A 26,099-nucleotide genomic window follows, 5' to 3' on the forward strand; every position below is an offset into this window, starting at 1 on the left:
TTTCTCATCCTGAAACGATTCGCGGAATGATACTAGTTTAGCCAGCGAACAAGGGAGAAAAATGGAGGAATTATGAAACACTGTCGGGATTCGTCTGAATGCTGACGCGGCTTTGCGAGGCGTTACGCAACAATTTGCGGCGAAAATAGCGAATGCGTCATTGTGCGTTAGAGTGCGGTCAAGGCAAAAGGAGGTAAGCCAGAGATTTCAGCGGGACGCTGGAACGGGAAAGCCCCTCCCGAGGAAGGGGCCAAAATAAGGAAAGGGTTATGATGAAGTACGTCATCATACTGGTGATACTCTTAGTCATTAGCTTACCGGCTTACTAAGACACCAGGGGGAGGGGAAACCTTCCCTAACCCTCACTCCTGAAAATAAGCCACAGCAACGGTGATGTCAATACGCACACCTTTCAGCTTGCGAGCGGCTTAGCGGAAAACAACGTCAGCCCAGCGGGCCAGACCGGCGGTGACAGAACCGAAGTCATCGCCACCCGCGATAGGGATCCCAGGAAGCTGCTGGGCGAGGGCTTTTTTAATCAGCGGTGAACGCGCGCTGCCGCCGGTCAGATAAATCACGTCCGGTTTTTCCTGCGCGTTGTCCAGCGCCAGTTGGACCTGCTCCAGAATGCGCGCCAGGGGCTGATTGAGCGCGGCCTCCAATCCATGTTGACTAATATCGGTTGCCAGCGTGTCGCTGATAAACGGTATCGCCGCCGTTACAATGGTCTGGTCGGAAAGCGCGATCTTGCTCTCTTCTGCGCTGCGCACCAGGCGATAGCTCAGACGCTCGCGCCAGACTTTAAGCAGCAAGGCTACTTTATCGGCTTCTTTCGCGTCGCGGACAAGATCGTTCAGTAAACGACCGTTGGCGCTGCTGTAGAAATCACTTTGCGCGGGAACATCGTTGATCGCGACCGCGTTCCACCAGGGGAGAATAGGTAAGGCGATCCCTTTTTCAGTCTCACCGCCCATACCTAGCAGCGGCATCAGGTGTTTAAACGCCAGCGCGATATCCAGATCGTTCCCGCCTACACGGCAGCCACTGTGTCCCAGCAGGCTGTTTTCGCGATCGGCGCGCTGATGCCATTGCGGCCCCATCAGCAGCAGTGAACAGTCGGTCGTACCCCCGCCAATATCTACCACCAGCACGCGTTTCTCATCCTGCAGTGTGGCTTCGTAATCCAGCCCCGCTGCTACCGGCTCGTACTGGAAGACGACATCCTGAAAACCGGCACGTTTGGCCGCACGTTCAAGAATCCCCTGCGCCTGGATGTTGGCGTCATCGCCACCTAATCCCTGGAAGTTGATGGGGCGACCAATTACGGCCTGAGTGATAGCTTCCGGCAATTGGCTTTGCGCCTGGTTGCGAATGTGCAGCATCATTGCACAGACCAGATCTTCAAACAGCGCAACTTGCTGCGGCTTCAGACCGCTGGCACCCAAAAATGATTTTGGCGATTTAACGAAGTACACCTCTTCCGGGTCTTCAATATACTGACCCAGCGATGTCAGACCGAACTGCACGCTGTTGGCGTTAACGTCGATGTCCTCTTCGCGATTGTAGCGCATCGCACGGCGAAGCAGCGCCTGTGTTTCATCGTCCGTGGTTGGAACGTCGTGATGGCGATACAGCCACTCGCTAACCGCTTCGCGCGTTGGTGCGCACAGCATTGAGGGTAGCAGCGTGCTGTTATTTTCCATTTTGAGCAGGTGGGGCTGCCCATCACGCATAACGGCCACTGAACAGTTTGCCGTACCGTAGTCAAAACCAATAAACACCGTAAAAATCCCCATGCCAGTGAAGAAGGGGCGTGACTTTAACGAATAGTTGACGCCCCGACAACTGGAATATGAAAGCAAGGCGTACTGATTGAATACCGTTTATGCTGTAAGTTTGCTTTAAAAGGAAAACCGAATGTTCACGCTGAGCTGGCAACCGCCTTATGACTGGCCCTGGATGCTGGGATTTCTTGCCGCCCGTGCGGTTGAAGGTGTCGAAACCGTAGAAGAACTGAGTTATGTCCGAAGTCTGTCCGTAGGGGAGCATCGTGGTCTGGTGAGCGTTGTCCCGGATCTGCACGCCAACGTGCTACACGTGACGTTGAGCTCAGGGTTACAGCCTGTAGCCTCTGAGTGCCTGGCAAAAATAACGCGCTTGTTCGATCTTTCCTGTTGCCCGCAGCAAATTGTCCGCGCGCAGGGTAACCTCGGCGCGGCGCGTCCGGGATTGCGCCTGCCGGGATGTGTCGATGCTTTTGAGCAAGGGGTACGGGCGATTTTAGGACAGTTAGTCAGCGTGGCGATGGCCGCAAAACTGACAGCGAAAGTAGCGCACGCTTATGGCAATACGCTGGAGGATGCGCCCGAGTATGTGTGTTTTCCCTCTCCAGAAGAGCTTGCCAACGCCGATCCGCTGCACCTGAAAACGTTAGGAATGCCGCTCAAACGCGCTGAAGCGTTGATTCACCTTGCTCATGCAACCCTTGAAGGAACGCTCGCGACAACAGCCCCTGCCGATATCGAACAAGGCGTTAAGCAGCTACAAACATTTCCCGGGATAGGGCGCTGGACCGCCAACTACTTTGCGCTGCGCGGCTGGCAGGCGAAGGACGTTTTTCTGCCGGATGATTATCTGATTAAGCAGCGTTTTCCCGGCATGACACCAGCCCAGATCCGGCGGTATGCAGAGCGCTGGAAACCCTGGCGCTCCTATGCGCTGTTGCATATCTGGTATACGGATGGTTGGCAACCGTCAGTTGATGGCGAAATTGCTGGTATTCAGTAGCAGATCCAGCGGTTGGGCGTCGGCAATAATATCGCCATAAATCATATCAATACCGATGCCAGAAAGCGTATCCATGATGAGCGGCAGTTGCACCGGACCGGCGATGGTTTTTATGTCCAGGCGCTGAGCATGACCCTGGATAATGGACACCCACATTTCGTCGATCAAGTTGCCGGGAGCGCTGGCACTTAGCTCGCTGTCGAGTAACAGGTAATCGACAATGTGATATTTCAGGTTGTCAAAAAGCTCTAAGTCGCGACCAACCTGACTTAACACAATTCGACAACCGTACTGCCGCAGTCGATGCAGGGCGGATACCGCCTGCGTTGGGTTTGTTTTGATGACGCTTGATGGAACGGTCAGATGCAGCAATCGTGGCGGTAGCGGGCTGCGTTGCAAGTGCTCCAGCAGCTCATCTACCAGCTCTGTGTTGAGCAGGCCGGCGGCGGAAAGGGGCAGGGCAATACTGAAGCCCTTGTTGGCGACAGCCGGGGCAGCACTCTGGAAGAACTCGCCGAACACCCGACGATCGAGCGCTTGACTCAACGTGGGATCGACCAACCCGGCATGGAAGGCTTGATCTTCAATGACTTCACCCTCAGCGGTGCCTAAGCGAAGCGAGATAATCCAGAAGCTAAAAGTCTCCGGTATACGCGGAGAAGCAACACCTCTGGCGATCATCAGCATAGGGTTGTGTGTAATAGTGTGTCTTTGTTCATCCAATGACAGTTGGCTACGCGCGGCATGGGCCTGGCTTTGCTGAGGCTCATAGACACAGACTCGCCCACGGCCGCTGTTTTTCGCCGCGTAGCAGGCGATATCGGCCTGAGACATAACGTCAGTCGCGACATGGTTTTTCTCATCAATCAGCGTAATTCCCGCACTGGCGCCAATACGGTGCAAACGGCCTTCCCACATAAATTGGTAATTGTTAATAGCACTGATGATGCGTCCTGAGATAAAGCGGGCGCTTTCGATATTACAATCCGGCAGCAACAGACCAAACTCGTCGCCGCCAAGGCGCGCCAGCATATCGCTGGATCGCAACATGCTGAGCATAAGCGCAGAGAGTTCACGCAGCAGGGCATCGCCGGCGGCATGGCCCGCGCTGTCGTTCACCGCTTTAAAACGATCCAAATCGATAAAAACCAGTACATGGCACTGGCGCGTGTCGTGTACTGAATGCAGCAATTGTTTTAGATGGTTTTCGAAGCTGACCCGGTTTGCCAACTGCGTCAGGTCATCATGTGAGGCACTGTAGCTAAGCTGGCGGAGCATCTTCCGTGACTCTGTGACGTCCTGAATAACCAACACCGAACCAATGCTGCCGCCGTCAAGGGTGCTGAGGGGCGTGATGCTGTACTGAATGTCATAACTGTTGCCGTTACGACAATGCAGGACCACTTCCTGCTCGATTGCCGTACGCGACATGTCAGCACTGTAGATATTTTCCATCAGCGGACCGTTCTCGCCAAAAGTAATATGTAGTACCGTCAATAGCGGAATGCCGATGGCACTGTCCTGCTGCCAGCCGCTCATTTTCTCAGCGACCGGATTCATAAAGGTCACGTTCATATAGACATCAATACAAATTACCGCTTCGCCGATTGAGTCCAGCGTAATGTGCAGGCGCTCTTTTTCCTGATACAGCGCTTCGTTAAGCTGCTTCACTTCGGTCATATCCATATTGATACCAAGTAAGCGTTCAACTTCACCGTCTTTATTCAGCACCCGGTTGGCCAACGAGCGGATATGGCGTATGCCATCTTTTACTGCGATACGAAACTCAAGCTTAAACGGAACCCGCGCGGCCAGCGAATCACGAATCACATTTTCGGCGTACTCGCGATCTTCGGGTACAACGCACTCATACCAGACTTGCCAGCTGGGCTTTATATGCGCAGGAACTTCATACAGATCGAACATCCGTTTATCCCAACTGATCACGTCAGGCTGCAGTTCCCATTCCCAAATCCCAATACCCCCGGCTTCATTGGCGAGGGTAATGCGTTCCATCAACCGTTTGTTAATCCACTCGGTATGCTTCAGGTCGTTAATGTCCTCAACCTGCGCGATAAAGTAGAGTGGAGTGTTGTCGCTATGACGCACCAGCGAAACGGCCAGCAACGCCCAGACGACGTCGCCCGCGCGGGTGTAATAGCGTTTTTCCATGGAATAGCTATTAATCTCTCCGCGTGCCAGCATGTTGAGTTGTTCAAGGTCGTTGTTCAGATCTTCCGGCCAGGTTAACTGCTGGAAGGTCAGCGAACGTAGCTCCTCCTGGCTATAGCCCAGAAACTGGCACAAGGCTTTATTGGCCTGTAGCCATTGCCCCTCGGTGCCAACCAGTGCCATGCCAATCGCGGAATATTCCATGGCGTTGCGAAAGCGTGACTCGCTTTCTGAAATGTTCTTGCGTTCGGCTCGAAACGCGTACATCACCATGGTCATCATGTTGGCGGGCAACAGGATCATCAAAAACGGCAACCAGGGGATGTCCGTCATCATGTTCTGTTTCGGGGTGTAAAGCAGTGAAGGGTCGGCGGCCAGCATCAGCGAAACCATCATCACGGTGCTGAGGAATATTAAAAACGCCTCCATACGCGGCAGACGGACAGCGCTCCACATCAGCAGGACAATAACGCAGGTAAATGGCCATGGAATGTACATCATGGATAGCCAACTGAACGTTAAGGTCACCAGAAGCGTAATCAGGGTCTCAAGCAATAATCGCGGGTCGCGATGGCGCAGCAGGTAATGTGGTTTAAACAGCAAACCTAACGGCACCAACGCCAGTGCGCCAATGGATTCTGACAGTACCCAAATGAGAAAGGTATTTAACGTAGTTTCCTTCGGCAGCAACATCCACATCAATACGCCGCCCAGCAGTGGCGGAACAACCGCGCTGCCAAATGCCAGACGCGCCCAGTCGTTAAGATTTTGTAAGGGATTGTACCAGGGCAGCAGTTTACGCAATAACATTGCGCCAACAACAGCCTCAATAATGTTAATGACCGTATAGGCGAAATTAAGCGACTGTCCGGGGAAGAAGAGTAAAGAGGCGCCGATGCTACCGAATGAGCAAGCCAGCGCGATCCCAGGCCACATCTTTCCAGCGTGACGGTAAAAAGCCACCATCATGATAGAGGTTGGAAACCACAGCGGTGCAAGCTGTGCGCCGTAACGTGACAGTTCCAGCGAAAACAACGTAAAGATGAAAGCCACCAGACCTAAACTGGCCAGGCGCAGTAGAGGATGGGGTAAGGTAACTAAAACATGTTGGGATTGTTTACTCATTACCACTCTACCCAAATAGCCGTTGTCGCCCAGCAGAGATGCCGGACGCATCACATTTAATCTGGGATTATGCTAGTACAAACAATTTACAATTTATACGCCAGCTGCTCATAAATTAACACTCCCAAGCTATTAATTCCTAAGGCAGGTGAATAAATATAGCGGCTGTTCTAAATCTGACCATTTTAATTTGCGACAGGGACAGCATTGGTGCAGCCTGGGGTGGCATCGCGCCGCTGAAATCCCTATAATTGCCGCGTTTGGCGTTTCGGCGCCGCCCTTCCTTACATCCAGGTTAATCAGGTCGCTAAATTTATGACTGATCAGTCCCATCAGTGCGTCATTATCGGCATTGCCGGCGCATCGGCTTCCGGCAAGAGCCTTATTGCCAGTACTCTTTATCGCGAATTGCGTGAACAAGTCGGTGACGAACATATTGGCGTTATTCCCGAAGACAGCTATTACAAAGATCAAAGCCATCTGTCGATGGAAGAACGTGTAAAAACCAACTACGACCATCCGAACGCGATGGACCATAGCCTGCTGTTTCAACATCTGCAAACGCTGAAACGCGGCTCTGCCATTGAGCTGCCGGTATATAGCTATGTTGAGCACACGCGTACGCAAGACACTATTCATATCGAACCCAAGAAAGTCATCATCCTGGAAGGCATTTTGCTGCTGACGGATGCGCGTTTGCGTGACGAGATGAACTTCTCTATTTTTGTTGATACGCCGTTGGATATTTGCCTGATGCGCCGTATCAAGCGGGACGTGAACGAACGTGGTCGTTCAATGGATTCGGTGATGGCGCAATACCAGAAAACCGTCCGCCCAATGTTCCTGCAATTTATTGAGCCTTCAAAACAATACGCCGACATCATTGTGCCGCGCGGGGGTAAAAACCGCATCGCCATCGATATTCTGAAGGCTAAAATCAGTCAGTTCTTTGAATAAGTTCAGCGAATTGTGTACCGTTCAGTGATAACCTGGTTCACCCTTAACGCACCTGGCATTAAGGGTTTGAAGCACGAAAGGAGAAAGTGCCATGCGTTTATGTGACCGAGATATTGAAGCCTGGTTGGATGAAGGTCGCCTGTCGATCAATCCACGCCCTCCTGTCGAGCGAATCAATGGCGCCACGGTAGATGTGCGCCTTGGCAATAAATTCCGTACGTTCCGCGGTCATACGGCGGCGTATATCGATTTAAGCGGACCGAAAGATGAAGTCAGCGCCGCGCTGGATCGCGTGATGAGTGATGAAATCGTCCTTAAGGACGGCGAAGCCTTTTTCCTGCATCCGGGGGAACTTGCACTGGCGGTAACATTCGAATCCGTGACACTGCCTTCCGATCTCGTCGGTTGGTTAGATGGCCGTTCTTCGCTGGCTCGTCTGGGACTGATGGTACACGTCACCGCTCACCGTATCGATCCGGGCTGGTCTGGCTGTATCGTACTGGAGTTTTACAACTCCGGAAAATTACCGCTGGCTCTGCGTCCGGGGATGCCGATTGGCGCGTTAAGTTTCGAGCCGCTTTCCGGTCCGGCAGCGCGACCCTACAACCGTCGTCAGGATGCGAAATATCGCGACCAGCAGGGCGCCGTTGCCAGCCGGATCGATAAAGACTGAGTGTTTATCAGTCTATTGGGGATAGCATGAGACGATTTCTGACGACGCTGATGATTCTTCTGGTCGTGCTGGTGGCCGGTTTTTCTGCGTTAGTACTGTTGGTGAATCCGAATGATTTCCGCGCGTATATGGTCAAGCAGGTTGCCGTACGTAGCGGGTATCAGCTGCAGTTGGATGGCCCCCTGCGTTGGCACGTATGGCCGCAACTGAGTATCCTCTCAGGGCGAGTGATGTTAACGGCTGAAGGCGCCAGCGAACCCCTGGTTCGTGCTGATAATATGCGTCTCGACGTTGCATTGTGGCCGCTGTTGAGCCACCAGCTCAGCGTGAAGCAGGTGATGCTCAAAGGCGCAGTGATTCAATTGACCCCGCAAACTGAGGCGGTACGCGGCAAAGATGCACCCGTTGCCCCAAAAGACAATATGTTGCCCGATCTGGCGGAAGACAAAGGATGGTCGTTTGATATCGCCCGTCTGCGTGTTGCCGACAGTGTTCTGGTGTTCCAACATGAAGACGATGAACAGGTTACCGTTCGCGATATTCGTCTGGAGATGGAACAAGATAGCCAGCACCGCGGCACGTTTGATTTCTCCGGGCGTGTGAACCGCGATCAGCGCGATCTCGCGTTATCCTTTAACGGTACGGTCGATGCCTCCGATTATCCGCACAACTTATCTGCGAATATTGAACAGTTAAGCTGGCAACTGCAGGGGGCCGATCTGCCGCCGCAGGGGATCAACGGTCAGGGACATCTTCAGGCGCAATGGCTGGAAGAGAAAAAACAGCTTTCATTTAGCCAGATAAATTTGACCGCTAATGACTCTTCTTTCTCCGGGCAAGCGCATGTGGCCTTGTTGGAAAAACCGGAATGGGCCGTTGACCTAAAATTTGGTCAGCTCAATCTGGATAACCTGCTCGTACAACATGACGCAGCGGTGACAGCAAAAGGTGAAGTTCAGCAAGGTCAGAGTCAGTCAACGCTGGCGCGCCCCGTTATTGCTTCCCAGGTTGATGCTGTTTCGTATCAGGGACTCAAGGGTTTTTCGGCAGACATCGCTTTGCAGGCTGACAAGGTGCTGTGGCGGAAAATGGCGTTTGAGAATGTCTCGGCAAAAATAGACAACCGGTTCGGCTTACTGAACATTGCACAGTTGCAGGGAAAAAGTGATGGCGGGCTGATCTCATTGCCCGGCACGCTGGATGCCAGAAAGGGAGAACCGCGAGCGGTCTTTCATCCGCGCCTGGAAGGTGTTGAAATTGGCACTATTCTGAAGGCCTTTGATTACCCCATCGCACTCACCGGCAAGCTGTCGTTGACGGGAGATTTTTCCGGCTCGGATATTGACGCCCAGGCGTTTCGTCACAGCTGGCAAGGGCAGGCCCATGTCGAAATGAACGATACGCGAATGGAAGGGATGAACTTCCAGCAGATGATACAGCAGGCCGTCGAGCGTAGCGGTGGAGATGCTAAAGCCCAGCAAAATATGGAGAACGTGACCCGTCTGGATCGTTTTGTAACCGATATGACGCTGGATAACGGTGAGGTGACGCTGGATAACATGGTAGGGGAGTCCGCTATGTTGGCACTGACCGGCAAAGGAACGTTAGATCTGGTGAAGCAGAATTGCGACACGCTGTTTAACATTCGCGTTCTGGGCGGTTGGGATGGCGAAAGTAAGTTGATTAATTTCCTGAAGGCCACCCCGGTTCCTCTCAGAGTCTATGGTCAATGGCAATCACTGAACTACAGTCTGCAAGTTGATCAGCTTTTGCGTAAACATCTGCAGGATGAAGCAAAACGTCGCCTGAATGACTGGGCCGATCGCAATAAAGATTCCCGCAACGGCAAAGATGTTAAAAAGTTGCTGGATAAGCTCTGATTCATATTGCCGGATGGTGGCTAATGCCCCATCCGGCTCGTGACTTACACCTCGTAATCCATCTCTTCTTCACTGTGTAGCGGTATCAGCTGGACTTTTTGCACGCGATGATTTTCCACCTGCAGGGTTTTTAGCCGATAGTCGCCAACCTGGACTTCCTCCCCGGTTTTTGGGATGCGCTGCAAATATTCCATTAAAAGCCCGGCAATGGTGTGATACTCACGTTTTTCATCTAATGGGATAGGGACGTACTGCACCAGGTCTTCCAGCGGCATATGCCCGTTAGCGGTCCATGAACCATCGGCGTTTTTCTGAATATCATGGCGGGCGTCGATTTCCTCTACCTCGTTTGGCAGATTGCCGGCGATGGTTTCCATCACATCACTCAGCGTCACAATCCCTTCGACGGAACCAAATTCATCGGCTACAAACGCGAAGTGCGTCCGGGCGTTTCGGAACTGCTCAAGCGCCGGAAGTAGCGGCAGAGTTTCCGGGAACACCAGCGGCTGGCGAATCAGGACGCGCAGGTCGAGCGGCTCGCCGCGCAGAGACTGTTGCAGCAAATCGATGACATGCACCACGCCAAGCAGTTCTTCCTGCCCGTCTTCGCCAGTGACCACCAGACGCGTATGCTGGTTTTTTTCCAGTAAGGCGCGGATTTCTGCTTCGGGAGCATTGAGGTCGATGTGTTCAATATCGTGACGCGAGGTCATGATACTGCTGACGGTACGCTGATTAAGGTTCAGCACACGTTCAATCATCCTCCGCTCCTGAGGCGCGAAAATCTGACCTTCATGATGGTCTGCCAGCATTGCCGCGGTTTCGGCATCCAGTTCGGCATCTTCTTTTTGCCCGCTCAGCAGCCGCATTACCGCCTCGGCGGTGCGCTGGCGCAGAGTATGGTTGGCTGACAGGAAGCGACGACGGTTAAAGATAGCCAACTGGTTCAATGCTTCGATCATCACCGAGAAGCCGATGGCCGCGTACAGGTAACCTTTCGGGATATGGAAACCAAATCCTTCGGCCACCAGACTGAAACCAATCATCAGCAGGAAGCTCAGGCACAGAATAACGATAGTTGGATGGCTGTTGACAAAGCGTGTCAGCGACTTGCTCGCCAGCACCATCAGGCTGATGGCAATAATCACCGCAGCCATCATCACGGCCAGGTGATCGACCATGCCAACAGCGGTAATGACGGAATCGAGAGAGAATATGGCGTCCAGCACCACGATCTGCGCGACCACACCCCAGAACTTAGCGCCTTTACGCTGGGTGGGATTGTCGCTGTCTTTTCCTTCCAGCCGTTCGTTGAGCTCCATAGTGGCTTTAAACAGCAGGAAGAAACCGCCGAACAGCATGATCAGATCGCGGGCGCTGAAGCTGAGATCGCGAATGCTGAACAGCGGCGTGGTCAGTGTTACCAGCCAGGATATTGATGCCAGCAGCAGCAGGCGCATAACCATCGCCAGCAGTAGCCCGGTAATACGCGCCTTATCCCGCTGGGCAGGAGGTAGTTTCTCCGCGAGGATGGCAATAAAAACAAGATTATCAATGCCAAGAACAAGTTCGATCACGATTAACGTGACCAGTCCGGCCCAGATTGACGGATCGGCAATCCATTCCATAGTAAATGCTATACCCATAGTTGTATGACAATTGTCACAATTCGATCATGGGTAAAACTGGCGAAAAATGCAATGGCGAGAGGGGATTTCTCTGTCGATTATATTAGAACAGATGCAGGATAATAGCCTTAATGTAACTACAGGAAATTATTTCATTAATCTAGATGTATTTAGGAAATATCGCAGGTAAAATGTTTTTATATCAATATTGTCAACATCAATAAAATCCTAAAAATATACAAATCCAACGCTTAATATTAATCTTAAAAGCTTGGTATCGGTGGTTTGTTATCTTGCCTGATATTCGCTTAGCTGCAACAATTCTTGCGGTAATAATCAAAAGATAAATATTTCCTCATTAACCAGTGGCACGTATTCCCGATGCGTTGCCGCTGTAAATGTGATGAAAATAAAGGAGAAGATAAAAATTTAAATTAATCAGTGCATTGGTAGCTAGTGAAGCCAGGGGCGGTAGCGTGTCTGGTCGCCTGAAACAAGCCTAAATTATTCTGTCAAGAGACCGCAGATGAATTCATTTTTTTTAGGACTGATGCCAGTTAAATTCCATTTCAATTAACGGCAAGGTAAATACGTACAGGCGAAGTCGCTATTTAGATTGCATGTGATAATTACTCTGCCAAAGTGATAAATAATCAATGATGAAATCCAAACTTAAATTGATACCAGTATTGGTATCGGTAATCTTGATAAACGGTTGTACCGTGCTTCCGGGCAGCAATATGTCTACGATGGGCAAAGATGTGATTAAACAGCAGGACGCTGATTTTGATATCGATCGCATGGTGAATGTTTATCCACTCACCCCACGACTGGTAGAACAATTACGTCCTCGACCAAATGTTGCACAACCTAATATGTCGCTGGACCAGGAGATTGCCGGGTATCAGTACCGGGTCGGTCCGGGGGATGTCCTGAATGTGACCGTCTGGGACCATCCTGAACTCACCACACCAGCCGGGCAGTACCGTAGCTCAAGCGATACCGGCAACTGGGTGCAACCTGATGGCACGATGTTTTACCCCTACATCGGCAAAGTCAGCGTGGTAGGGAAAACGTTGGCAGAGATTCGTAGTGATATTACCGGGCGCTTAGCGAAGTACATTGCTGACCCGCAGGTGGACGTTAATATCGCCGCTTTCCGCTCGCAGAAGGTCTATGTCTCCGGACAGGTGAACAAATCCGGTCAGCAGGCCATCACCAACGTGCCACTTACCGTTCTCGATGCCATTAACGCCGCTGGCGGTCTCACCGAAGCGGCAGACTGGCGCAACGTTGTGCTGACTCATAAAGGGCAGGAGCAACGCATTTCACTGCAAGCACTGATGCAAAATGGCGACCTGAGCCAGAACCGACTGCTCTATCCTGGCGACATTCTGTTTGTCCCGCGTAATGACGATCTGAAAGTCTTTGTAATGGGGGAAGTGAAAAAACAGAGCACCCTCAAAATGGACTTCAGTGGCATGACGCTTACCGAAGCGCTTGGCAATGCCGAAGGTATTGACCTGACCACCTCCAATGCCAGCGGTATTTTCGTTATTCGACCATTGAAAGGCGAGGGCGGGAACAACGGCAAGATCGCCAATATCTATCAGCTTGATATGTCCGATGCGACGTCGCTGGTGATGGCAACATCATTCCGACTCCAGCCATACGATGTGGTGTACGTCACTACTGCGCCGGTTGCTCGCTGGAACCGTTTGATCAATCAGTTGCTGCCGACTATTAGCGGTGTTCGCTATATGACGGACACGGCCAGCGACCTTCACAACTGGTAATCGTCATGTTTAACAAAATCTTAGTTGTCTGTGTGGGGAACATTTGCCGTTCCCCGACGGCAGAGCGCTTGTTAAGGCAATTTCACCCGGCGTTGACGGTCTCTTCTGCCGGTCTTGGGGCGCTGGTGGGGAAAGGCGCGGATCCGTGCGCCATTAGCGTTGCGCAGGCGCACAACCTGTCACTGGATAATCATTGTGCCCGGCAGATCTCGGGACGAATGTGCCGGGAGTATGACCTGATCCTGGCCATGGAAAAGCGCCATATCTCTGCCCTGTGTGAAATGGTGCCGGAGATGCGCGGCAAAGTGATGCTTTTTGGTCACTGGGACAGCGAGCGCGAAATTCCCGATCCATATCGTAAAAGCCGTGATGCGTTTGACGCGGTGTACACATTACTTGAACGGTCTGCCCGCCAATGGGCTCAGGCACTGAACGCAGAGCAGGGAAAACGATGACAGAAAAAGTAAAACAGTCTGCTGCGCCGGTAACGGGCAATGATGAAATCGATATTGGTCGTCTGGTCGCAACGGTGGTGGAAGCCCGCTGGTGGGTACTTGGCATTACCGCGGCTTTTGCATTGTGTGCCGCGGTCTACACACTGTTCGCCACCCCCATCTATAGTGCGGACGCGCTGGTGCAAATTGAGCAAAATACTGGAAATTCATTGGTGCAGGATATTGGCTCGGCGTTGTCGAACAAACCCCCGGCCTCGGAAGCGGAAATTCAGCTCATTCAGTCACGACTGGTATTAGGGAAAACGGTAGACGATCTCAACCTCGATATCGGCGTTACCAAAGATACGTTCCCTATTTTTGGCGCGGGCTGGGACCGGCTGATGGGCCGTCAGAACGAAACGGTTAATGTGACTACCTTCACGCTGCCAAAGGCAATGAATGAACAGACCTTCACGCTCAATGTGCTGAATGACAAAAGTTATCAACTGGTGAGTGACGGGGGTTTTAGCGTTCGGGGGCAAGTCGGCAAGGTGTTGGAACACGATGGCGTGACGATGCTGGTTGAGGCGATTCATGCCAGCCCGGAGAGCCAATTTACCGTCCGTAAATTCTCCACGCTGGGCATGATAAACACCCTGCAAAATAACCTGATGGTGACGGAAACAGGCAAAGATACCGGTGTATTGAGCCTGACTTTTACCGGTGAAGACCGCGAGCAAATCCGCCAGATCCTCGACAGTATTACCCGTAACTATCTGCAACAAAACGTGGAACGTAAATCCGAAGAGGCCGCCAAAAGTCTGGCGTTTCTGGCCAGACAGTTGCCCGAAGTGCGTAACCACCTGGATGTTGCTGAAAACAAGCTGAACGCCTTCCGTCAGGATAAAGACTCCGTGGATTTGCCGCTGGAAGCCAAAGCGGTGCTGGATTCGATGGTGAATATCGACGCGCAGTTGAATGAACTGACCTTTAAAGAAGCGGAGATTTCCAAGCTGTTCACCAAAGCGCACCCGGCGTACCGCACGCTGCTGGAAAAACGCCAGGCGCTGGAAGATGAGAAAAGTAAGCTGAACGGGCGTGTAACGGCGATGCCGAAAACACAGCAGGAAATTGTTCGCCTGACGCGTGATGTGGAGTCCGGTCAGCAGGTCTATATGCAGTTGCTGAACAAGCAACAGGAACTGAAGATTACCGAGGCCAGTACGGTCGGTGATGTGCGCATTGTCGATCCCGCGATTGCTCAGCCTGGCGTGCTGAAGCCGAAAACGGCGCTGATTATTCTCGGCAGTATCATTCTCGGTTTAATGCTTTCCGTGGTGGGCGTACTGCTGCGTTCTCTGTTTAATCGCGGTATTGAAAGCCCCCAGGCGCTGGAAGAGCATGGTATCAGCGTGTATGCCAGTATTCCGCTGTCTGAATGGCAAAAAGCGCGTGATAACGTTCAGACCATTAAAGGTGTGAAACGCTACAAGCAAAGCCAACTGCTGGCCGTTGGGAATCCAACGGATCTCGCCATAGAAGCGGTCCGTAGCCTGCGTACCAGCCTGCACTTTGCCATGATGCAGGCGCGTAACAACGTATTGATGCTGACCGGCGTCAGTCCGTCGATTGGGAAAACATTTGTCTGCGCTAACCTGGCGGCAGTTATTAGCCAGACTAACAAACGCGTGCTATTGATCGACTGCGACATGCGCAAAGGCTATACCCACGAACTGCTGGGGACCAATAATGTTAACGGCCTGTCTGAGATCCTCATTGGCAAAGGGGATATTTCATCCAGCGCTAAACCGACATCGATTCCGCATTTTGATCTGATCCCTCGCGGTCAAATTCCTCCCAATCCTTCCGAACTGTTGATGAGCGAGCGCTTCGGCGAACTGATTGCCTGGGCCAGTTCGCACTATGACCTGGTGTTGATTGACACCCCACCAATTCTGGCGGTGACCGATGCGGCTATCGTAGGGCGCCACGTCGGAACCACGCTGATGGTTGCGCGTTATGCGGTCAACACGCTGAAAGAGGTGGAAACCAGCCTGGGCCGCTTCGAGCAAAATGGCATTCAGGTGAAAGGGGTGATCCTCAACTCGATCTTCCGCCGCGCGAGCGGGTATCAGGATTACGGCTACTACGAATACGAATACACGTCGGATTCGAAATAACTAACAGCAACGCATATCGAATGTAGGCCTGATAAGCGTAGTGCCATCAGGCAACTTTTTTTGGAAACGAAAATGACCACAGAAAACCCGCTAATTTCAATTTACATGCCAACCTGGAACCGCCAGCAGCTGGCCATTCGGGCGATTAAATCAGTGTTGCGCCAGGACTATCCTCACTGGGAGATGATCATTGTGGATGATTGCTCTTCCTCATATGAGCAGTTGCAGCAGTTTGTTGAGGAACTCAACGATCCGCGCGTGTCGTATACGCATAATTCCACCAACTCCGGGGCCTGCGCGGTGCGTAATCAGGCCATTATGCAGGCCAACGGACAATACGTTACGGGGATTGATGATGATGATGAATGGACGCCGAACCGACTGAGTGTATTTCTCAACTATCGCCATCATTTGGTCACGCGGGCGTTTCTGTATGCCAATGACTATGTCTGTGAGGGCGAAGTGTATTCGCAGCCGACCAGTCTGCCGCTCTATCCTAAGTCCGTTTATTCACGCCGCAGGTTTTATAAGCGCAACATCATTGGTAACCAGGTATTTACCTGGGCATGGCGGTTTAAAGCATGTCTGTTCGATACCACGCTAAAAGCGGCGCAGGATTACGACATCTTCCTGCGCATGGTGGTGGCGTATGGCAAACCGTGGAAGGTCAAAGAGGCGACGCAGATCCTGCATGTAAATCACGGTGAGATGCGCATTACCTCATCGCCGAATAAATTCTCCGGCTACTTTCAGTTTTACCGCAAGCACAAAGGCAAATTTGACCGGGCCAGCAAGAAGTATCAGCTGTTTACCCTCTATCAGATCCGCAACAAACGGATGAACTGGCGCACGCTGCTGACGCTGCTTTCTGTTCGCAACAGTAAGCGTCTGGCCGACGGACTGCGAGGACGCTAATTATGCTGGAAGATTTACGCGTGAACGGCTGGAGTCTGCGCCCCTGCTGCATGGTGGTGGCCTATCGGATTGCCCATTTTTGCTCCGTCTGGCGTAAAAAAAACATCTTAAACAACCTGTGGGCCGCCCCGGTACTGGTGATGTACCGCCTTATCACCGAATGCCTGTTTGGCTATGAGATTCAGGCTGCTGCATCAATCGGTCGTCGTTTCACCATCCATCATGGCTATGGGGTGGTTATCAATAAACACGTGGTTGTGGGGGATGATTTTACCCTACGTCACGGCGTCACCATCGGCAATCTTGGCACCAACGATTTGTCCTGCCCGGTAATCGGTAACAGCGTTGAGCTGGGGGCCAATGTCACTCTGCTTGGCGACGTTGCTATTGGCGATAACGTGACGATTGGTGCCGGGAGCGTCGTGGTGGATAGCGTTCCGGACAATGCGCTGGTCGTAGGCGAGAAGGCACGGGTGAAGGTAATAAAATGAAGATATTACAATTTAATGTGCGACTCGCAGAAGGTGGGGCGGCAGGCGTGGCGTTAGATTTGCATCTGAGGTCGCTGGAAAAAGGGCTGTCGTCGCGTTTTGTCTATGGCTATGGCAAAGGCGGTAAAAAAAGCGCCAGCCATGCGAAATACCCGCAGGTTATCAAATATACGCCGCGCCTGACGTCGGCGGCGAACATTGCGCTGTTTCGTTTCGCGAACCGCGACATGTTCGGCAATCTCGACAAGCTATATCGTACGGTTACCCGCACTAACGGCCCGCTGGTACTGCATTTTCATGTGTTGCACAGCTACTGGTTGAACCTGGAAGAGGTAGTCTCCTTTTGCCAAAAAGTGAAAGCGCATAAACCGGATATCACCTTCGTCTGGACGCTGCACGATCACTGGAGTGTGACCGGGCGCTGTGCCTTTACCGATGGCTGCGAAGGCTGGAAAACTGGCTGTCTGCAATGCCCAACGCTTAGCAACTATCCGCCGGTAAAAATCGATAAAGCACATCAGCAGTTACCCGGTAAGCGGCAGATGTTTCGTGCGATGCTGGCGCTGGGTTGCCAGTTTATCTCGCCCAGTCAGCATGTGGCCGACGCATTCAACAGCCTGTATGGCGCGGGACGCTGCCGCATTATCAATAATGGCATTGATGTGGCAACTGAAACCATTCTTGCCGAACTACCCGCGATGCCTGAGGAGAGCGGTCGGCCGAAAATTGCCGTGGTGGCTCATGACCTACGCTATGACGGCAAAACCAGTCAGCAACTGGTGCGAGCGATTACCGCGCTCGGAGACAAAATTGAGTTGCATACCTTCGGCAAATTTTCGCCATTTGCGGGAGATAACGTCATCAATCACGGTTTTGAGAGCGATAAGCGCACGTTGATGAGTGCGCTTAATCAGATGGATGGACTGGTGTTCAGCTCCCGTGTCGATAACTACCCGCTGATTCTGTGCGAAGCGCTGTCCATCGGCGTACCGGTAATAGCCACGCACAGCGATGCCGCGCAGGAAGTGCTGGCTAAATCAGGCGGAAAAACGTTCAGCGAAGCTGAAGTGTTGCAACTGGTGCAGCTGAAAAAATCAGACATTGCGCAGGCGGTTTTTGACACGTCGCTTGCCGCATTTAGCCAGCGCAGCCGGTTGGCATACAGTGGACAACAGATGCTGGAGGAATATGTCTCGTTCTATCAGAATCTGTAGCTATCTGGTGCTACCGCTGCTTTATCTGCTGGTAAACGTCAAACTCGCCCAGCTTGGCGAGAGCTTCCCGATAACTATTGTCACCTTTTTACCCGTTCTGCTGTTGCTGTTTATCGAGCGCATCAATATCAAAAAATTAATGATCGCGCTGGGCGTAGGGGGCGGACTGACGGCATTTAACTATCTGTTCGGTCAGTCACTGGATGCCAGCAAGTACGTGACGTCCGCCATGTTGTTTATCTATACCGTGGTGATTATTGGCATGGTATGGAGTATTCGCTTCAAAACCATTTCATCGCATAACTACATTAAAATCTTGCGCTTTTTCTGGCTGGTTGTGGGACTGGTGGTGGGGTTAGCTGCAGCTGAAATGGCGCAGATAATTCTCAGCGGCGGCAGCAGTTTAATGGAAGTTATTTCGAAATATCTTATTTACAGTAACAGCTATGTTCTGAACTTTATTAAGTTTGGTGGGAAACGAACCACGGCGCTCTATTTCGAACCGGCATTCTTCGCTCTGGCATTAATCTCAATTTGGCTCAGTATCAAACAGTTTGGTATCAAAACACCTAAGTCCGATGCTATGATTCTGGTAGGGATAATATTATCGGGATCGTTTTCAGGAGTAATGACGTTTATTTTGTTTTACCTCCTGGAATGGGCGTTTCAGTACCTAAATAAGGATGCGATAAAAAAGAAGCTACCTCTGGCGATAATCTCATTGAGCGTGTTTTTAGTTGGTGTGATATTTGCTTTTCCGTACATCGCAACGCGGCTTGGTGATTTAGGAACTGAAGGTTCGTCATCGTATTATCGTATCGTAGGACCATTAGTGATGGTCGGTTATTCATTACTGAACGTTGATGGCGTAGTGAGATTTGGCTCACTTTATGAATACGTCGCGTCATTCGGAATTTTTAACGGTGCAGATGTCGGTAAAACAATAGACAATGGCTTGTATCTGCTGATTATTTATTTTTCATGGTTCGCGGTGATATTAGCCCTATGGTACATGGGGAAGGTCATGAAAATGATGATCAATGCGTTTGGCGATAATCAGAATTATCGGGTGCAGCTTTATCTTTTTACACCATTGTCACTGTTTTTTACAGGTTCAGTATTTAGTCCGGAATACGCATTTTTAATTGTGTGTCCGTTTATTTTGCGCAAGGCGCTGAATATCGCGAGGTAACTCACATGCTGCTCAGTATCATTACCGTCGCCTTTCGCAATCTGGAAGGGATCGTCAAAACTCACGCGTCGCTGGCACATCTGGCGCAAGCGGGTGATATCAGTTTTGAGTGGATTGTTGTTGATGGCGGCTCCTCGGATGGTACGTCGGCGTTTCTTGAAGGACTCAGTGGAGAACACCGGTTACGGTTTGTCAGCGAGCCGGATAACGGTATCTATGATGCGATGAACAAAGGCATCGCCATGGCGCGCGGGCGGTTTGCACTGTTCCTCAACTCCGGGGATATTCTGCATGAGAATGCGGCTTGTTTTATCCGCCAGCTAAAAATGCAGAGTGACCAAACTATGGTCATTGGCGATGCGTTGCTGGATTTCGGCAATGGCAACAAAATTAAGCGTCGGGCAAAACCGGGTTGGTATATTTATCACAGCCTGCCCGCCAGCCATCAGGCAATATTTTTTCCGCTCTCAGGACTGAATGTCTGGCATTATGATTTGCAATATAAAATATCGTCAGATTACGCGTTGGCAGCCAAATTATACAAGTCCGGTTACGCTTTTAAAAAGCTGCGCGGGCTGGTGTCGGAATTTTCTATGGGCGGAGTGTCAACGACGAATAATCTGGAATTGTGCCGGGATGCCAAAAAAGTACAGCGCCAGATATTACACATGCCAGGTTTTTGGACCGGTTTGTCAGAATGTTTACGTCTGCGCACAACCGATAAAACAAAAACCTTATATGGAAAAACGTAAGGGCACAGTATGCAAGACTTAAGCGGATTTAAAGTGCCTGGAGGTTTTCGCGGCGGCGGCGCTATTAAAGTGCAATTATGGTGGGCGGTGCAAGCAACATTATTTCGCTGGTCTCCACAGGTCATGTATCGCTGGCGTGCATTTTTATTACGGATGTTTGGCGCAAAAATAGGAAAAAACGTAGTCATTCGGCCTTCAGTAAAAATTACTTATCCGTGGAAACTAACTCTGGGAGATTATGCCTGGGTGGGTGATGACGCGGTTTTATATACGTTAGGTGATATTACGATTGGGGCCCACGCAGTTATTTCGCAAAAAAGTTATTTATGCACCGGGAGTCATGATTATGCCAGCCAACATTTTGATATTAACGCCACACCGATAGTGGTTGGCGATAAATGCTGGCTGGCGACAGATGTCTTTGTCGCGCCTGGCGTGACGATTGGCGATGGCACCGTCGTCGGGGCACGAAGCAGCGTATTTAAATCGCTGCCAGCAAATGTCATTTGTCGGGGAAATCCCGCAGTAGTCACGCGCGAACGCGTCGAGAAAGTTACTCCCTGAGGGGATCACTGAAGAGGTTATAACATGTCAAAAGTCGCTCTCATTACTGGCGTAACCGGGCAGGATGGTTCTTACCTGGCAGAACTCCTGCTGGAAAAAGGGTACGAAGTACACGGTATTAAGCGTCGCGCTTCATCATTCAACACCGAACGTGTGGACCACATCTACCAGGATCCGCATTCAGGCAATCCCAAATTTCATCTGCACTATGGCGATTTGACGGACTCCTCCAATCTGACCCGTATTTTACAGGAAGTCCAACCGGATGAAGTCTATAACCTGGGTGCCATGAGCCACGTTGCGGTGTCGTTTGATTCACCGGAATACACCGCAGATGTTGATGCGATCGGCACCTTGCGCTTGCTGGAGGCGATCCGCTTCCTTGGTCTGGAAAAAAAGACCCGTTTTTATCAGGCGTCCACCTCTGAGCTGTACGGTCTGGTTCAGGAAATCCCGCAGAAAGAGAGCACGCCGTTCTATCCGCGTTCACCGTATGCCGTTGCTAAGCTGTATGCCTACTGGATAACCGTCAACTACCGTGAGTCTTACGGGATGTATGCCTGTAACGGCATTCTGTTTAACCACGAGTCTCCGCGCCGCGGCGAAACCTTTGTCACTCGCAAAATTACCCGGGCGATCGCCAACATCGCTCAGGGGCTGGAGTCTTGCCTGTACCTGGGCAACATGGATTCACTGCGCGACTGGGGGCATGCCAAAGATTACGTCAGGATGCAGTGGATGATGCTGCAGCAGGATAAGCCGGAAGATTTTGTGATTGCCACCGGCGTGCAGTATTCCGTGCGCCAGTTTGTAGAAATGGCGGCAGCTCAACTGGGGATTAAATTGCGCTTTGAAGGTGAGGGCGTGAATGAAAAAGGCATCGTGGTTTCCGTGACCGGACATGATGCGCCGGGCGTGAAGCCAGGCGATGTCATGATTGCCGTTGACCCGCGCTACTTCCGTCCGGCTGAGGTGGAAACGCTGCTGGGCGATCCGGCCAAAGCACATGAAAAACTGGGCTGGAAACCGGAAATCACGCTGCGCCAGATGATCTCGGAAATGGTTGCTAACGATCTTGCTGCGGCGAAGAAACATTCCCTTCTTAAGTCGCACGGTTACGAGGTCGCCATCGCGCTGGAGTACTGAGGATGAAGACACAACGTATTTTTGTGGCGGGCCATCGCGGGATGGTGGGGGCCGCCATCGTCAGACAATTGTCGCAGCGAAATAATGTGGAGCTGGCGCTGCGTACCCGAGATGAGCTTAACCTGCTGGACGCCAGTGCGGTGCAGGCGTTTTTTGCCGCTGAACGTATTGACCAGGTTTATCTGGCGGCGGCAAAAGTAGGAGGGATTGTGGCAAACAATACTTATCCTGCTGATTTTATTTATGAAAATATGATGATTGAGAGCAACATTATTCATGCTGCACATCTGCATAACGTGAATAAACTGTTGTTTCTCGGGTCATCCTGTATTTATCCCAAGCAAGCTACCCAGCCAATCGCCGAGAGTGAACTGTTGCAGGGGACACTTGAACCGACCAATGAGCCGTATGCGATTGCCAAAATTGCCGGTATCAAGTTGTGTGAATCGTATAACCGACAGTATGGCCGTGATTATCGCTCGGTGATGCCGACCAATCTGTATGGGCCGCATGACAACTTTCATCCGAGTAATTCGCATGTGATCCCGGCGCTGCTGCGCCGCTTTCATGAAGCTCGCGGGCAAAATGCGCCGGATGTGGTGGTATGGGGCAGCGGGACGCCAATGCGTGAATTTCTGCATGTCGACGATATGGCGGCGGCCAGTATCCACGTGATGGAGTTGGCTCAGGAAGTGTTGCAGGAATATACCCAGCCGATGCTGTCGCATATCAACGTGGGTACCGGCGTGGACTGCACCATCCGTGAACTGGCGCAGACTATTGCGGAGGTCGTGGGTTACAAGGGGCGCGTGGTGTTTGACGCCAGCAAACCGGACGGCACGCCGCGCAAATTGCTTGACGTTACGCGTCTGCATCAGTTGGGCTGGTATCACGAGATATCTCTGCAAGCGGGGCTTGCCAGTACATATCAGTGGTTCCTTGAAAACCAGCAGCGTTACCGGGGGTAAGCATGTTTTTACGTCATGAGGATTTTGCCACCGTTGTACGTTCAACTCCGCTGATTTCCATCGATTTGATCGTGGAAAACGCCCACGGTGAATTTCTGCTTGGCAAGCGCCTCAATCGTCCTGCGCAGGGGTACTGGTTTGTGCCCGGCGGTCGGGTGCAAAAAGATGAACCGTTGCACGCGGCCTTTGAGCGGCTTACTGAAGCTGAGCTGGGGTTACGTTTACCGCTGTCCGCTGCGCAGTTTTACGGTGTCTGGCAGCACTTCTATGACGACAACTTTTCCGGGGAAGATTTCTCAACGCATTACATCGTGCTGGGATTTCGTCTGCGGGTGTCGGAAAACGACCTGCAACTGCCTGACGTTCAACATGACGCGTACCGCTGGTTGGCAATTGAAGAGATTCTGGTCAGTGACCACGTGCACGACAACAGCCGGGCTTACTTCTGTGAGAAGAGTCAGGCCGGAGCACCCGGGTTATGAAGATCCTTGTGTATGGCATCAACTATTCGCCGGAGTTGACCGGTATCGGTAAATACACCGGTGAAATGGTGGCGTGGATGGCGCAACAGGGGCATGACGTACGGGTGATCACTGCGCCGCCTTATTATCCGCAGTGGAAAGTCAACGGTCGCTATTCATCCTGGCGCTACCGTCGTGAAGAGGGCGATGCCATCGTCTGGCGTTGCCCGCTGTATGTGCCTGAGCAGCCCTCCACGCTCAAGCGTCTACTGCATTTAGGCAGTTTCGCCCTGAGCAGTTTCTTCCCGCTGCTGGCGCAGCGCCGCTGGAAGCCGGATCGCATCATTGGGGTAGTACCGACGCTGTTTTGTACGCCGGGAATGCGCCTGCTGGCGAAGCTGTCCGGGGCGCGCACGCTGCTGCATATTCAGGATTACGAAGTTGATGCCATGTTGGGACTTGGCATGGCGGGCAAAGGCAAGCGCGGTATGGTGGCAAAACTGGCCAGCGCTTTTGAGCGCAGTGGGCTGTTGAATATGGATCATATTTCGACCATTTCTCGCTCAATGATGAATAAAGCACAGGAAAAGGGCGTTGATGCACAGAAGGTTATTTTCTTTCCGAACTGGTCAGAAGTAGCGCGTTTTCGCGATGTGGACGCCGCCGATGCTCTGGCGTTGCGCCAGCAGCTGGGCTTGCCTGATGGAAAAAAAATCATTCTCTACTCTGGCAATATTGGTGAAAAGCAAGGACTGGAGAGTGTGATCGACGCAGCGGCCCTGTTGAGCGAGCGGCCCTGGCTGTTTGTGATTGTCGGGCAGGGCGGGGGTAAAGCGCGGCTGGAGAACATGACCAGCGAACGCGGCCTGAACAATGTGATGTTCTTTCCGCTGCAATCTTATGACGCGCTGCCTGCACTGCTCAAAATGGCGGACTGTCATCTGGTGGTACAAAAGCGCGGTGCGGCGGATGCTGTACTGCCTTCCAAACTGACCAATATCCTCGCCGTTGGTGGTAACGCGGTGATTACCGCCGAGCCGGAAACCGAGCTGGGGCAGCTCTGTAACATTGTTCCAGGCATCGCAGTATGCGTGGAGCCGGAATCGGTAAACGCGCTGGTTTGCGGTATCCAACAAGCGTTGAGGATGCCAAAAGTCAATACGGTGGCACGTGACTATGCCGAACGCACGCTGGATAAAGATAACGTGCTTAGCCAATTTATTGCTGATATTCGGGGTTAATGATGAGTCAAAGCAAACTCTTTCCGGTAGTGATGGCCGGTGGCTCGGGTAGCCGTTTATGGCCTCTGTCCCGCGTATTGTATCCAAAGCAGTTCCTGTGCCTGAAAGGCGATCTCACCATGCTGCAGACAACGATCTGTCGTCTGAACGGTGTGGAGTGTGAAAGCCCGGTGGTTATCTGTAATGAACAGCACCGTTTCATCGTCGCGGAACAGCTACGACAACTGCACAAGCTGACTGAGAACATTATTCTCGAACCCGCCGGTCGTAACACGGCACCGGCGATAGCGTTGGCCGCGCTGGCGGCAAAACGTCAAAGCCCGGAGGAAGATCCGCTGCTGCTGGTATTGGCGGCCGATCACATGATTGCCGACGAAGAGGCTTTTCGCGAGGCGGTTCGCAATGCAATGCCCTATGCCAGTGCGGGTAAGCTGGTGACGTTTGGTATCGTGCCGGACCAGCCGGAAACGGGCTATGGCTATATCCGCCGTGGCGTGGTTTCGCCAACGAATACCGACGCCGTGGCGTTCGAAGTGGCGCAGTTTGTTGAAAAACCCAATCTGGAAACCGCGCAGGCTTATGTGGCGAACGGCGATTACTACTGGAACAGCGGCATGTTCTTGTTCCGCGCCGGACGTTACCTGGAAGAACTGGAAAAGTACCGCCCCGACATTCTTGAGGCTTGTGTGAATGCCATGAGTACGGTCGACCCCGATCTCGATTTTATCCGCGTTGATGAACAGGCGTTTCTCGCCTGTCCGGAAGAGTCTGTGGACTATGCGGTAATGGAACGTACGGCGGATGCGGTGGTAATGCCCATGAACGCAGGCTGGAGCGACGTTGGCTCCTGGTCATCGCTGTGGGAAATCAGCGCCCATACCGCCGAAGGCAATGTGCATCATGGCGACGTCATTAGCCACAAAACGGAGAACAGCTACGTGTATGCCGAATCTGGCCTGGTGACGACCGTCGGGGTGAAGGATCTGGTGGTGGTGCAGACCAAAGATGCGGTGCTGATAGCCGATCGCAACGCGGTGCAGGACGTCAAAAAAGTGGTGGAGCAAATTAAAGCTGACGGACGACATGAACACCATATTCACCGCGAAGTTTACCGTCCGTGGGGCAAGTACGACTCCATTGATGCCGGAGACCGTTACCAGGTGAAGCGAATTACCGTTAAACCCGGTGAAGGATTGTCCGTGCAGATGCATCATCACCGGGCTGAACACTGGGTGGTGGTGGCCGGTACCGCGAAAGTGACGATCAATGATGACATCAAACTGCTCGCTGAAAACGAGTCTGTCTATATTCCGCTTGGGGCGACCCATTGTCTGGAGAATCCCGGGAAAATCCCGCTCGATCTGATTGAAGTGCGCTCCGGATCTTACCTCGATGAGGATGATGTGGTGCGGTTTGCGGACAGATACGGGCGTGCCTGATGCAGGATGCGCCGCGCTTATCCGGCCTACAACACCGTAGGCCCGGTAAGCGAAGCGCGCCGGGAAATGCATTTAACACTCATT

General features: G+C 52.1%; 22 protein-coding genes. 19 read left to right on the forward strand and 3 right to left on the reverse strand.

The annotated features are described in order from the left end of the window. Positions 1–269 precede the first annotated feature (269 nt). Positions 270–329, forward strand: a complete 60-nt coding sequence (locus tag GUC46_RS08680; protein ID WP_106672390.1) for a type I toxin-antitoxin system Ibs family toxin — start codon at positions 270–272, stop codon at positions 327–329. 99 nt (positions 330–428) lie between these two features. Here GUC46_RS08680 and yegD read toward each other — a convergent pair whose 3' ends face one another. Next, positions 429–1,781 carry a molecular chaperone gene (gene yegD, locus GUC46_RS08685; protein ID WP_003841770.1) on the reverse strand — a complete coding sequence of 451 codons (1,353 nt, stop codon included), beginning with the start codon at positions 1,779–1,781 and terminating at the stop codon, positions 429–431. A 136-nt stretch (positions 1,782–1,917) separates the two neighbouring features. Between yegD and alkA the strand changes: the two genes are divergently transcribed. Further along, entirely contained in the window at positions 1,918–2,787 is an 870-nt protein-coding gene (alkA, locus tag GUC46_RS08690; protein ID WP_160180106.1) for a DNA-3-methyladenine glycosylase 2, read from the forward strand. On the opposite strand, the gene GUC46_RS08695 is transcribed toward alkA, so the two are convergent. Further along, positions 2,755–6,084, reverse strand: coding sequence for a diguanylate cyclase (locus GUC46_RS08695; RefSeq protein ID WP_057101414.1), 3,330 nt, complete (start codon positions 6,082–6,084; stop codon positions 2,755–2,757). The two genes, alkA and GUC46_RS08695, sit on opposite strands and share 33 nt — an antisense overlap. A gap of 315 nt (positions 6,085–6,399) precedes the next feature. Here GUC46_RS08695 and udk point away from each other — a divergent pair, with 315 nt between their 5' ends. The 3 genes from udk to asmA all read left to right on the forward strand — a co-directional run bounded on the left by udk (position 6,400) and on the right by asmA (position 9,594). After that, positions 6,400–7,041 (forward strand): uridine kinase, encoded by a 642-nt coding sequence (gene udk / locus GUC46_RS08700; RefSeq protein WP_003036776.1) that lies wholly within the window; start codon positions 6,400–6,402, stop codon positions 7,039–7,041. Positions 7,042–7,132: 91 nt separating this feature from the next. After that, positions 7,133–7,714, forward strand: coding sequence for a dCTP deaminase (gene dcd / locus GUC46_RS08705; protein ID WP_003036774.1), 582 nt, complete (start codon positions 7,133–7,135; stop codon positions 7,712–7,714). Positions 7,715–7,740: 26 nt separating this feature from the next. Continuing rightward, positions 7,741–9,594, forward strand: coding sequence for an outer membrane assembly protein AsmA (asmA, locus tag GUC46_RS08710; protein ID WP_130714521.1), 1,854 nt, complete (start codon positions 7,741–7,743; stop codon positions 9,592–9,594). Between the two features lie 44 nt (positions 9,595–9,638). Here asmA and GUC46_RS08715 read toward each other — a convergent pair whose 3' ends face one another. Next, a complete protein-coding gene (locus tag GUC46_RS08715) occupies positions 9,639–11,222 on the reverse strand; it encodes a TerC family protein (RefSeq protein WP_003841782.1) in 1,584 nt (527 codons plus the stop codon). A gap of 656 nt (positions 11,223–11,878) precedes the next feature. Between GUC46_RS08715 and GUC46_RS08720 the strand changes: the two genes are divergently transcribed. The 14 genes from GUC46_RS08720 (at position 11,879) to cpsB (ending at position 26,015) form a co-directional block, all read left to right on the forward strand. After that, positions 11,879–13,018: a polysaccharide export protein gene (locus tag GUC46_RS08720; protein ID WP_044711342.1), complete on the forward strand. Its 1,140-nt coding sequence runs from the start codon at positions 11,879–11,881 to the stop codon at positions 13,016–13,018. Positions 13,019–13,023: 5 nt separating this feature from the next. Further along, positions 13,024–13,473, forward strand: a complete 450-nt coding sequence (gene wzb, locus GUC46_RS08725) for a low molecular weight protein-tyrosine-phosphatase Wzb (protein WP_003036763.1) — start codon at positions 13,024–13,026, stop codon at positions 13,471–13,473. Further along, positions 13,470–15,632 (forward strand): tyrosine-protein kinase Wzc, encoded by a 2,163-nt coding sequence (gene wzc / locus GUC46_RS08730; protein WP_048232343.1) that lies wholly within the window; start codon positions 13,470–13,472, stop codon positions 15,630–15,632. Before wzb ends, wzc begins: the two co-directional genes overlap by 4 nt. 72 nt (positions 15,633–15,704) lie before the next feature. After that, positions 15,705–16,547, forward strand: coding sequence for a colanic acid biosynthesis glycosyltransferase WcaA (wcaA, locus tag GUC46_RS08735; RefSeq protein WP_130714522.1), 843 nt, complete (start codon positions 15,705–15,707; stop codon positions 16,545–16,547). Positions 16,548–16,549: 2 nt separating this feature from the next. Beyond that, the gene (wcaB, locus tag GUC46_RS08740; protein ID WP_003844327.1) at positions 16,550–17,038 is read left to right on the forward strand and encodes a colanic acid biosynthesis acetyltransferase WcaB; all 489 of its coding nucleotides are present in this window, start codon (positions 16,550–16,552) and stop codon (positions 17,036–17,038) included. After that, positions 17,035–18,252, forward strand: coding sequence for a colanic acid biosynthesis glycosyltransferase WcaC (wcaC, locus tag GUC46_RS08745; protein ID WP_003844325.1), 1,218 nt, complete (start codon positions 17,035–17,037; stop codon positions 18,250–18,252). The genes wcaB and wcaC overlap by 4 nt, the downstream gene beginning before the upstream one ends. After that, positions 18,227–19,444: a colanic acid polymerase WcaD gene (gene wcaD, locus GUC46_RS08750; RefSeq protein ID WP_003841796.1), complete on the forward strand. Its 1,218-nt coding sequence runs from the start codon at positions 18,227–18,229 to the stop codon at positions 19,442–19,444. The genes wcaC and wcaD overlap by 26 nt, the downstream gene beginning before the upstream one ends. A gap of 5 nt (positions 19,445–19,449) precedes the next feature. Then, on the forward strand, positions 19,450–20,196 hold the full coding sequence (gene wcaE, locus GUC46_RS08755; RefSeq protein WP_130714523.1) for a colanic acid biosynthesis glycosyltransferase WcaE: 747 nt from the start codon (positions 19,450–19,452) through the stop codon (positions 20,194–20,196). Between the two features lie 9 nt (positions 20,197–20,205). Then, positions 20,206–20,760: a colanic acid biosynthesis acetyltransferase WcaF gene (gene wcaF, locus GUC46_RS08760; protein WP_003036750.1), complete on the forward strand. Its 555-nt coding sequence runs from the start codon at positions 20,206–20,208 to the stop codon at positions 20,758–20,760. 24 nt (positions 20,761–20,784) lie between these two features. Then, the gene (gene gmd, locus GUC46_RS08765) at positions 20,785–21,906 is read left to right on the forward strand and encodes a GDP-mannose 4,6-dehydratase (RefSeq protein WP_088903297.1); all 1,122 of its coding nucleotides are present in this window, start codon (positions 20,785–20,787) and stop codon (positions 21,904–21,906) included. Positions 21,907–21,908: 2 nt separating this feature from the next. Then, the gene (locus tag GUC46_RS08770; protein WP_130714524.1) at positions 21,909–22,874 is read left to right on the forward strand and encodes a GDP-L-fucose synthase; all 966 of its coding nucleotides are present in this window, start codon (positions 21,909–21,911) and stop codon (positions 22,872–22,874) included. A 2-nt stretch (positions 22,875–22,876) separates the two neighbouring features. Continuing rightward, entirely contained in the window at positions 22,877–23,356 is a 480-nt protein-coding gene (locus GUC46_RS08775; protein WP_054528560.1) for a GDP-mannose mannosyl hydrolase, read from the forward strand. Beyond that, entirely contained in the window at positions 23,353–24,576 is a 1,224-nt protein-coding gene (gene wcaI, locus GUC46_RS08780) for a colanic acid biosynthesis fucosyltransferase WcaI (protein WP_003844321.1), read from the forward strand. Before GUC46_RS08775 ends, wcaI begins: the two co-directional genes overlap by 4 nt. Positions 24,577–24,578: 2 nt before the next feature. Further along, the gene (gene cpsB, locus GUC46_RS08785; protein WP_003841806.1) at positions 24,579–26,015 is read left to right on the forward strand and encodes a mannose-1-phosphate guanyltransferase; all 1,437 of its coding nucleotides are present in this window, start codon (positions 24,579–24,581) and stop codon (positions 26,013–26,015) included. The last annotated feature ends 84 nt before the right edge of the window (positions 26,016–26,099 follow it).

The organism is Citrobacter sp. LUTT5 (assembly GCF_009905315.1).
Classification (GTDB): domain Bacteria; phylum Pseudomonadota; class Gammaproteobacteria; order Enterobacterales; family Enterobacteriaceae; genus Citrobacter; species Citrobacter freundii.

Coding starts and splice junctions, on each gene's coding strand:
- GUC46_RS08695 (WP_057101414.1), bottom strand. CDS start 6,084: ATGAGTAAACAATCCCAACATGTTTTAGTTACCTTACCCCATCCTCTA.
- wcaD (WP_003841796.1), top strand. CDS start 18,227: ATGTCTCGTTCTATCAGAATCTGTAGCTATCTGGTGCTACCGCTGCTT.
- wcaB (WP_003844327.1), top strand. CDS start 16,550: ATGCTGGAAGATTTACGCGTGAACGGCTGGAGTCTGCGCCCCTGCTGC.
- alkA (WP_160180106.1), top strand. CDS start 1,918: ATGTTCACGCTGAGCTGGCAACCGCCTTATGACTGGCCCTGGATGCTG.
- GUC46_RS08715 (WP_003841782.1), bottom strand. CDS start 11,222: ATGGAATGGATTGCCGATCCGTCAATCTGGGCCGGACTGGTCACGTTA.
- wcaI (WP_003844321.1), top strand. CDS start 23,353: ATGAAGATCCTTGTGTATGGCATCAACTATTCGCCGGAGTTGACCGGT.
- GUC46_RS08770 (WP_130714524.1), top strand. CDS start 21,909: ATGAAGACACAACGTATTTTTGTGGCGGGCCATCGCGGGATGGTGGGG.
- wcaC (WP_003844325.1), top strand. CDS start 17,035: ATGAAGATATTACAATTTAATGTGCGACTCGCAGAAGGTGGGGCGGCA.
- gmd (WP_088903297.1), top strand. CDS start 20,785: ATGTCAAAAGTCGCTCTCATTACTGGCGTAACCGGGCAGGATGGTTCT.
- wzc (WP_048232343.1), top strand. CDS start 13,470: ATGACAGAAAAAGTAAAACAGTCTGCTGCGCCGGTAACGGGCAATGAT.
- wcaA (WP_130714522.1), top strand. CDS start 15,705: ATGACCACAGAAAACCCGCTAATTTCAATTTACATGCCAACCTGGAAC.
- wzb (WP_003036763.1), top strand. CDS start 13,024: ATGTTTAACAAAATCTTAGTTGTCTGTGTGGGGAACATTTGCCGTTCC.
- asmA (WP_130714521.1), top strand. CDS start 7,741: ATGAGACGATTTCTGACGACGCTGATGATTCTTCTGGTCGTGCTGGTG.
- GUC46_RS08720 (WP_044711342.1), top strand. CDS start 11,879: ATGATGAAATCCAAACTTAAATTGATACCAGTATTGGTATCGGTAATC.
- cpsB (WP_003841806.1), top strand. CDS start 24,579: ATGAGTCAAAGCAAACTCTTTCCGGTAGTGATGGCCGGTGGCTCGGGT.
- wcaF (WP_003036750.1), top strand. CDS start 20,206: ATGCAAGACTTAAGCGGATTTAAAGTGCCTGGAGGTTTTCGCGGCGGC.
- wcaE (WP_130714523.1), top strand. CDS start 19,450: ATGCTGCTCAGTATCATTACCGTCGCCTTTCGCAATCTGGAAGGGATC.
- dcd (WP_003036774.1), top strand. CDS start 7,133: ATGCGTTTATGTGACCGAGATATTGAAGCCTGGTTGGATGAAGGTCGC.
- GUC46_RS08775 (WP_054528560.1), top strand. CDS start 22,877: ATGTTTTTACGTCATGAGGATTTTGCCACCGTTGTACGTTCAACTCCG.
- udk (WP_003036776.1), top strand. CDS start 6,400: ATGACTGATCAGTCCCATCAGTGCGTCATTATCGGCATTGCCGGCGCA.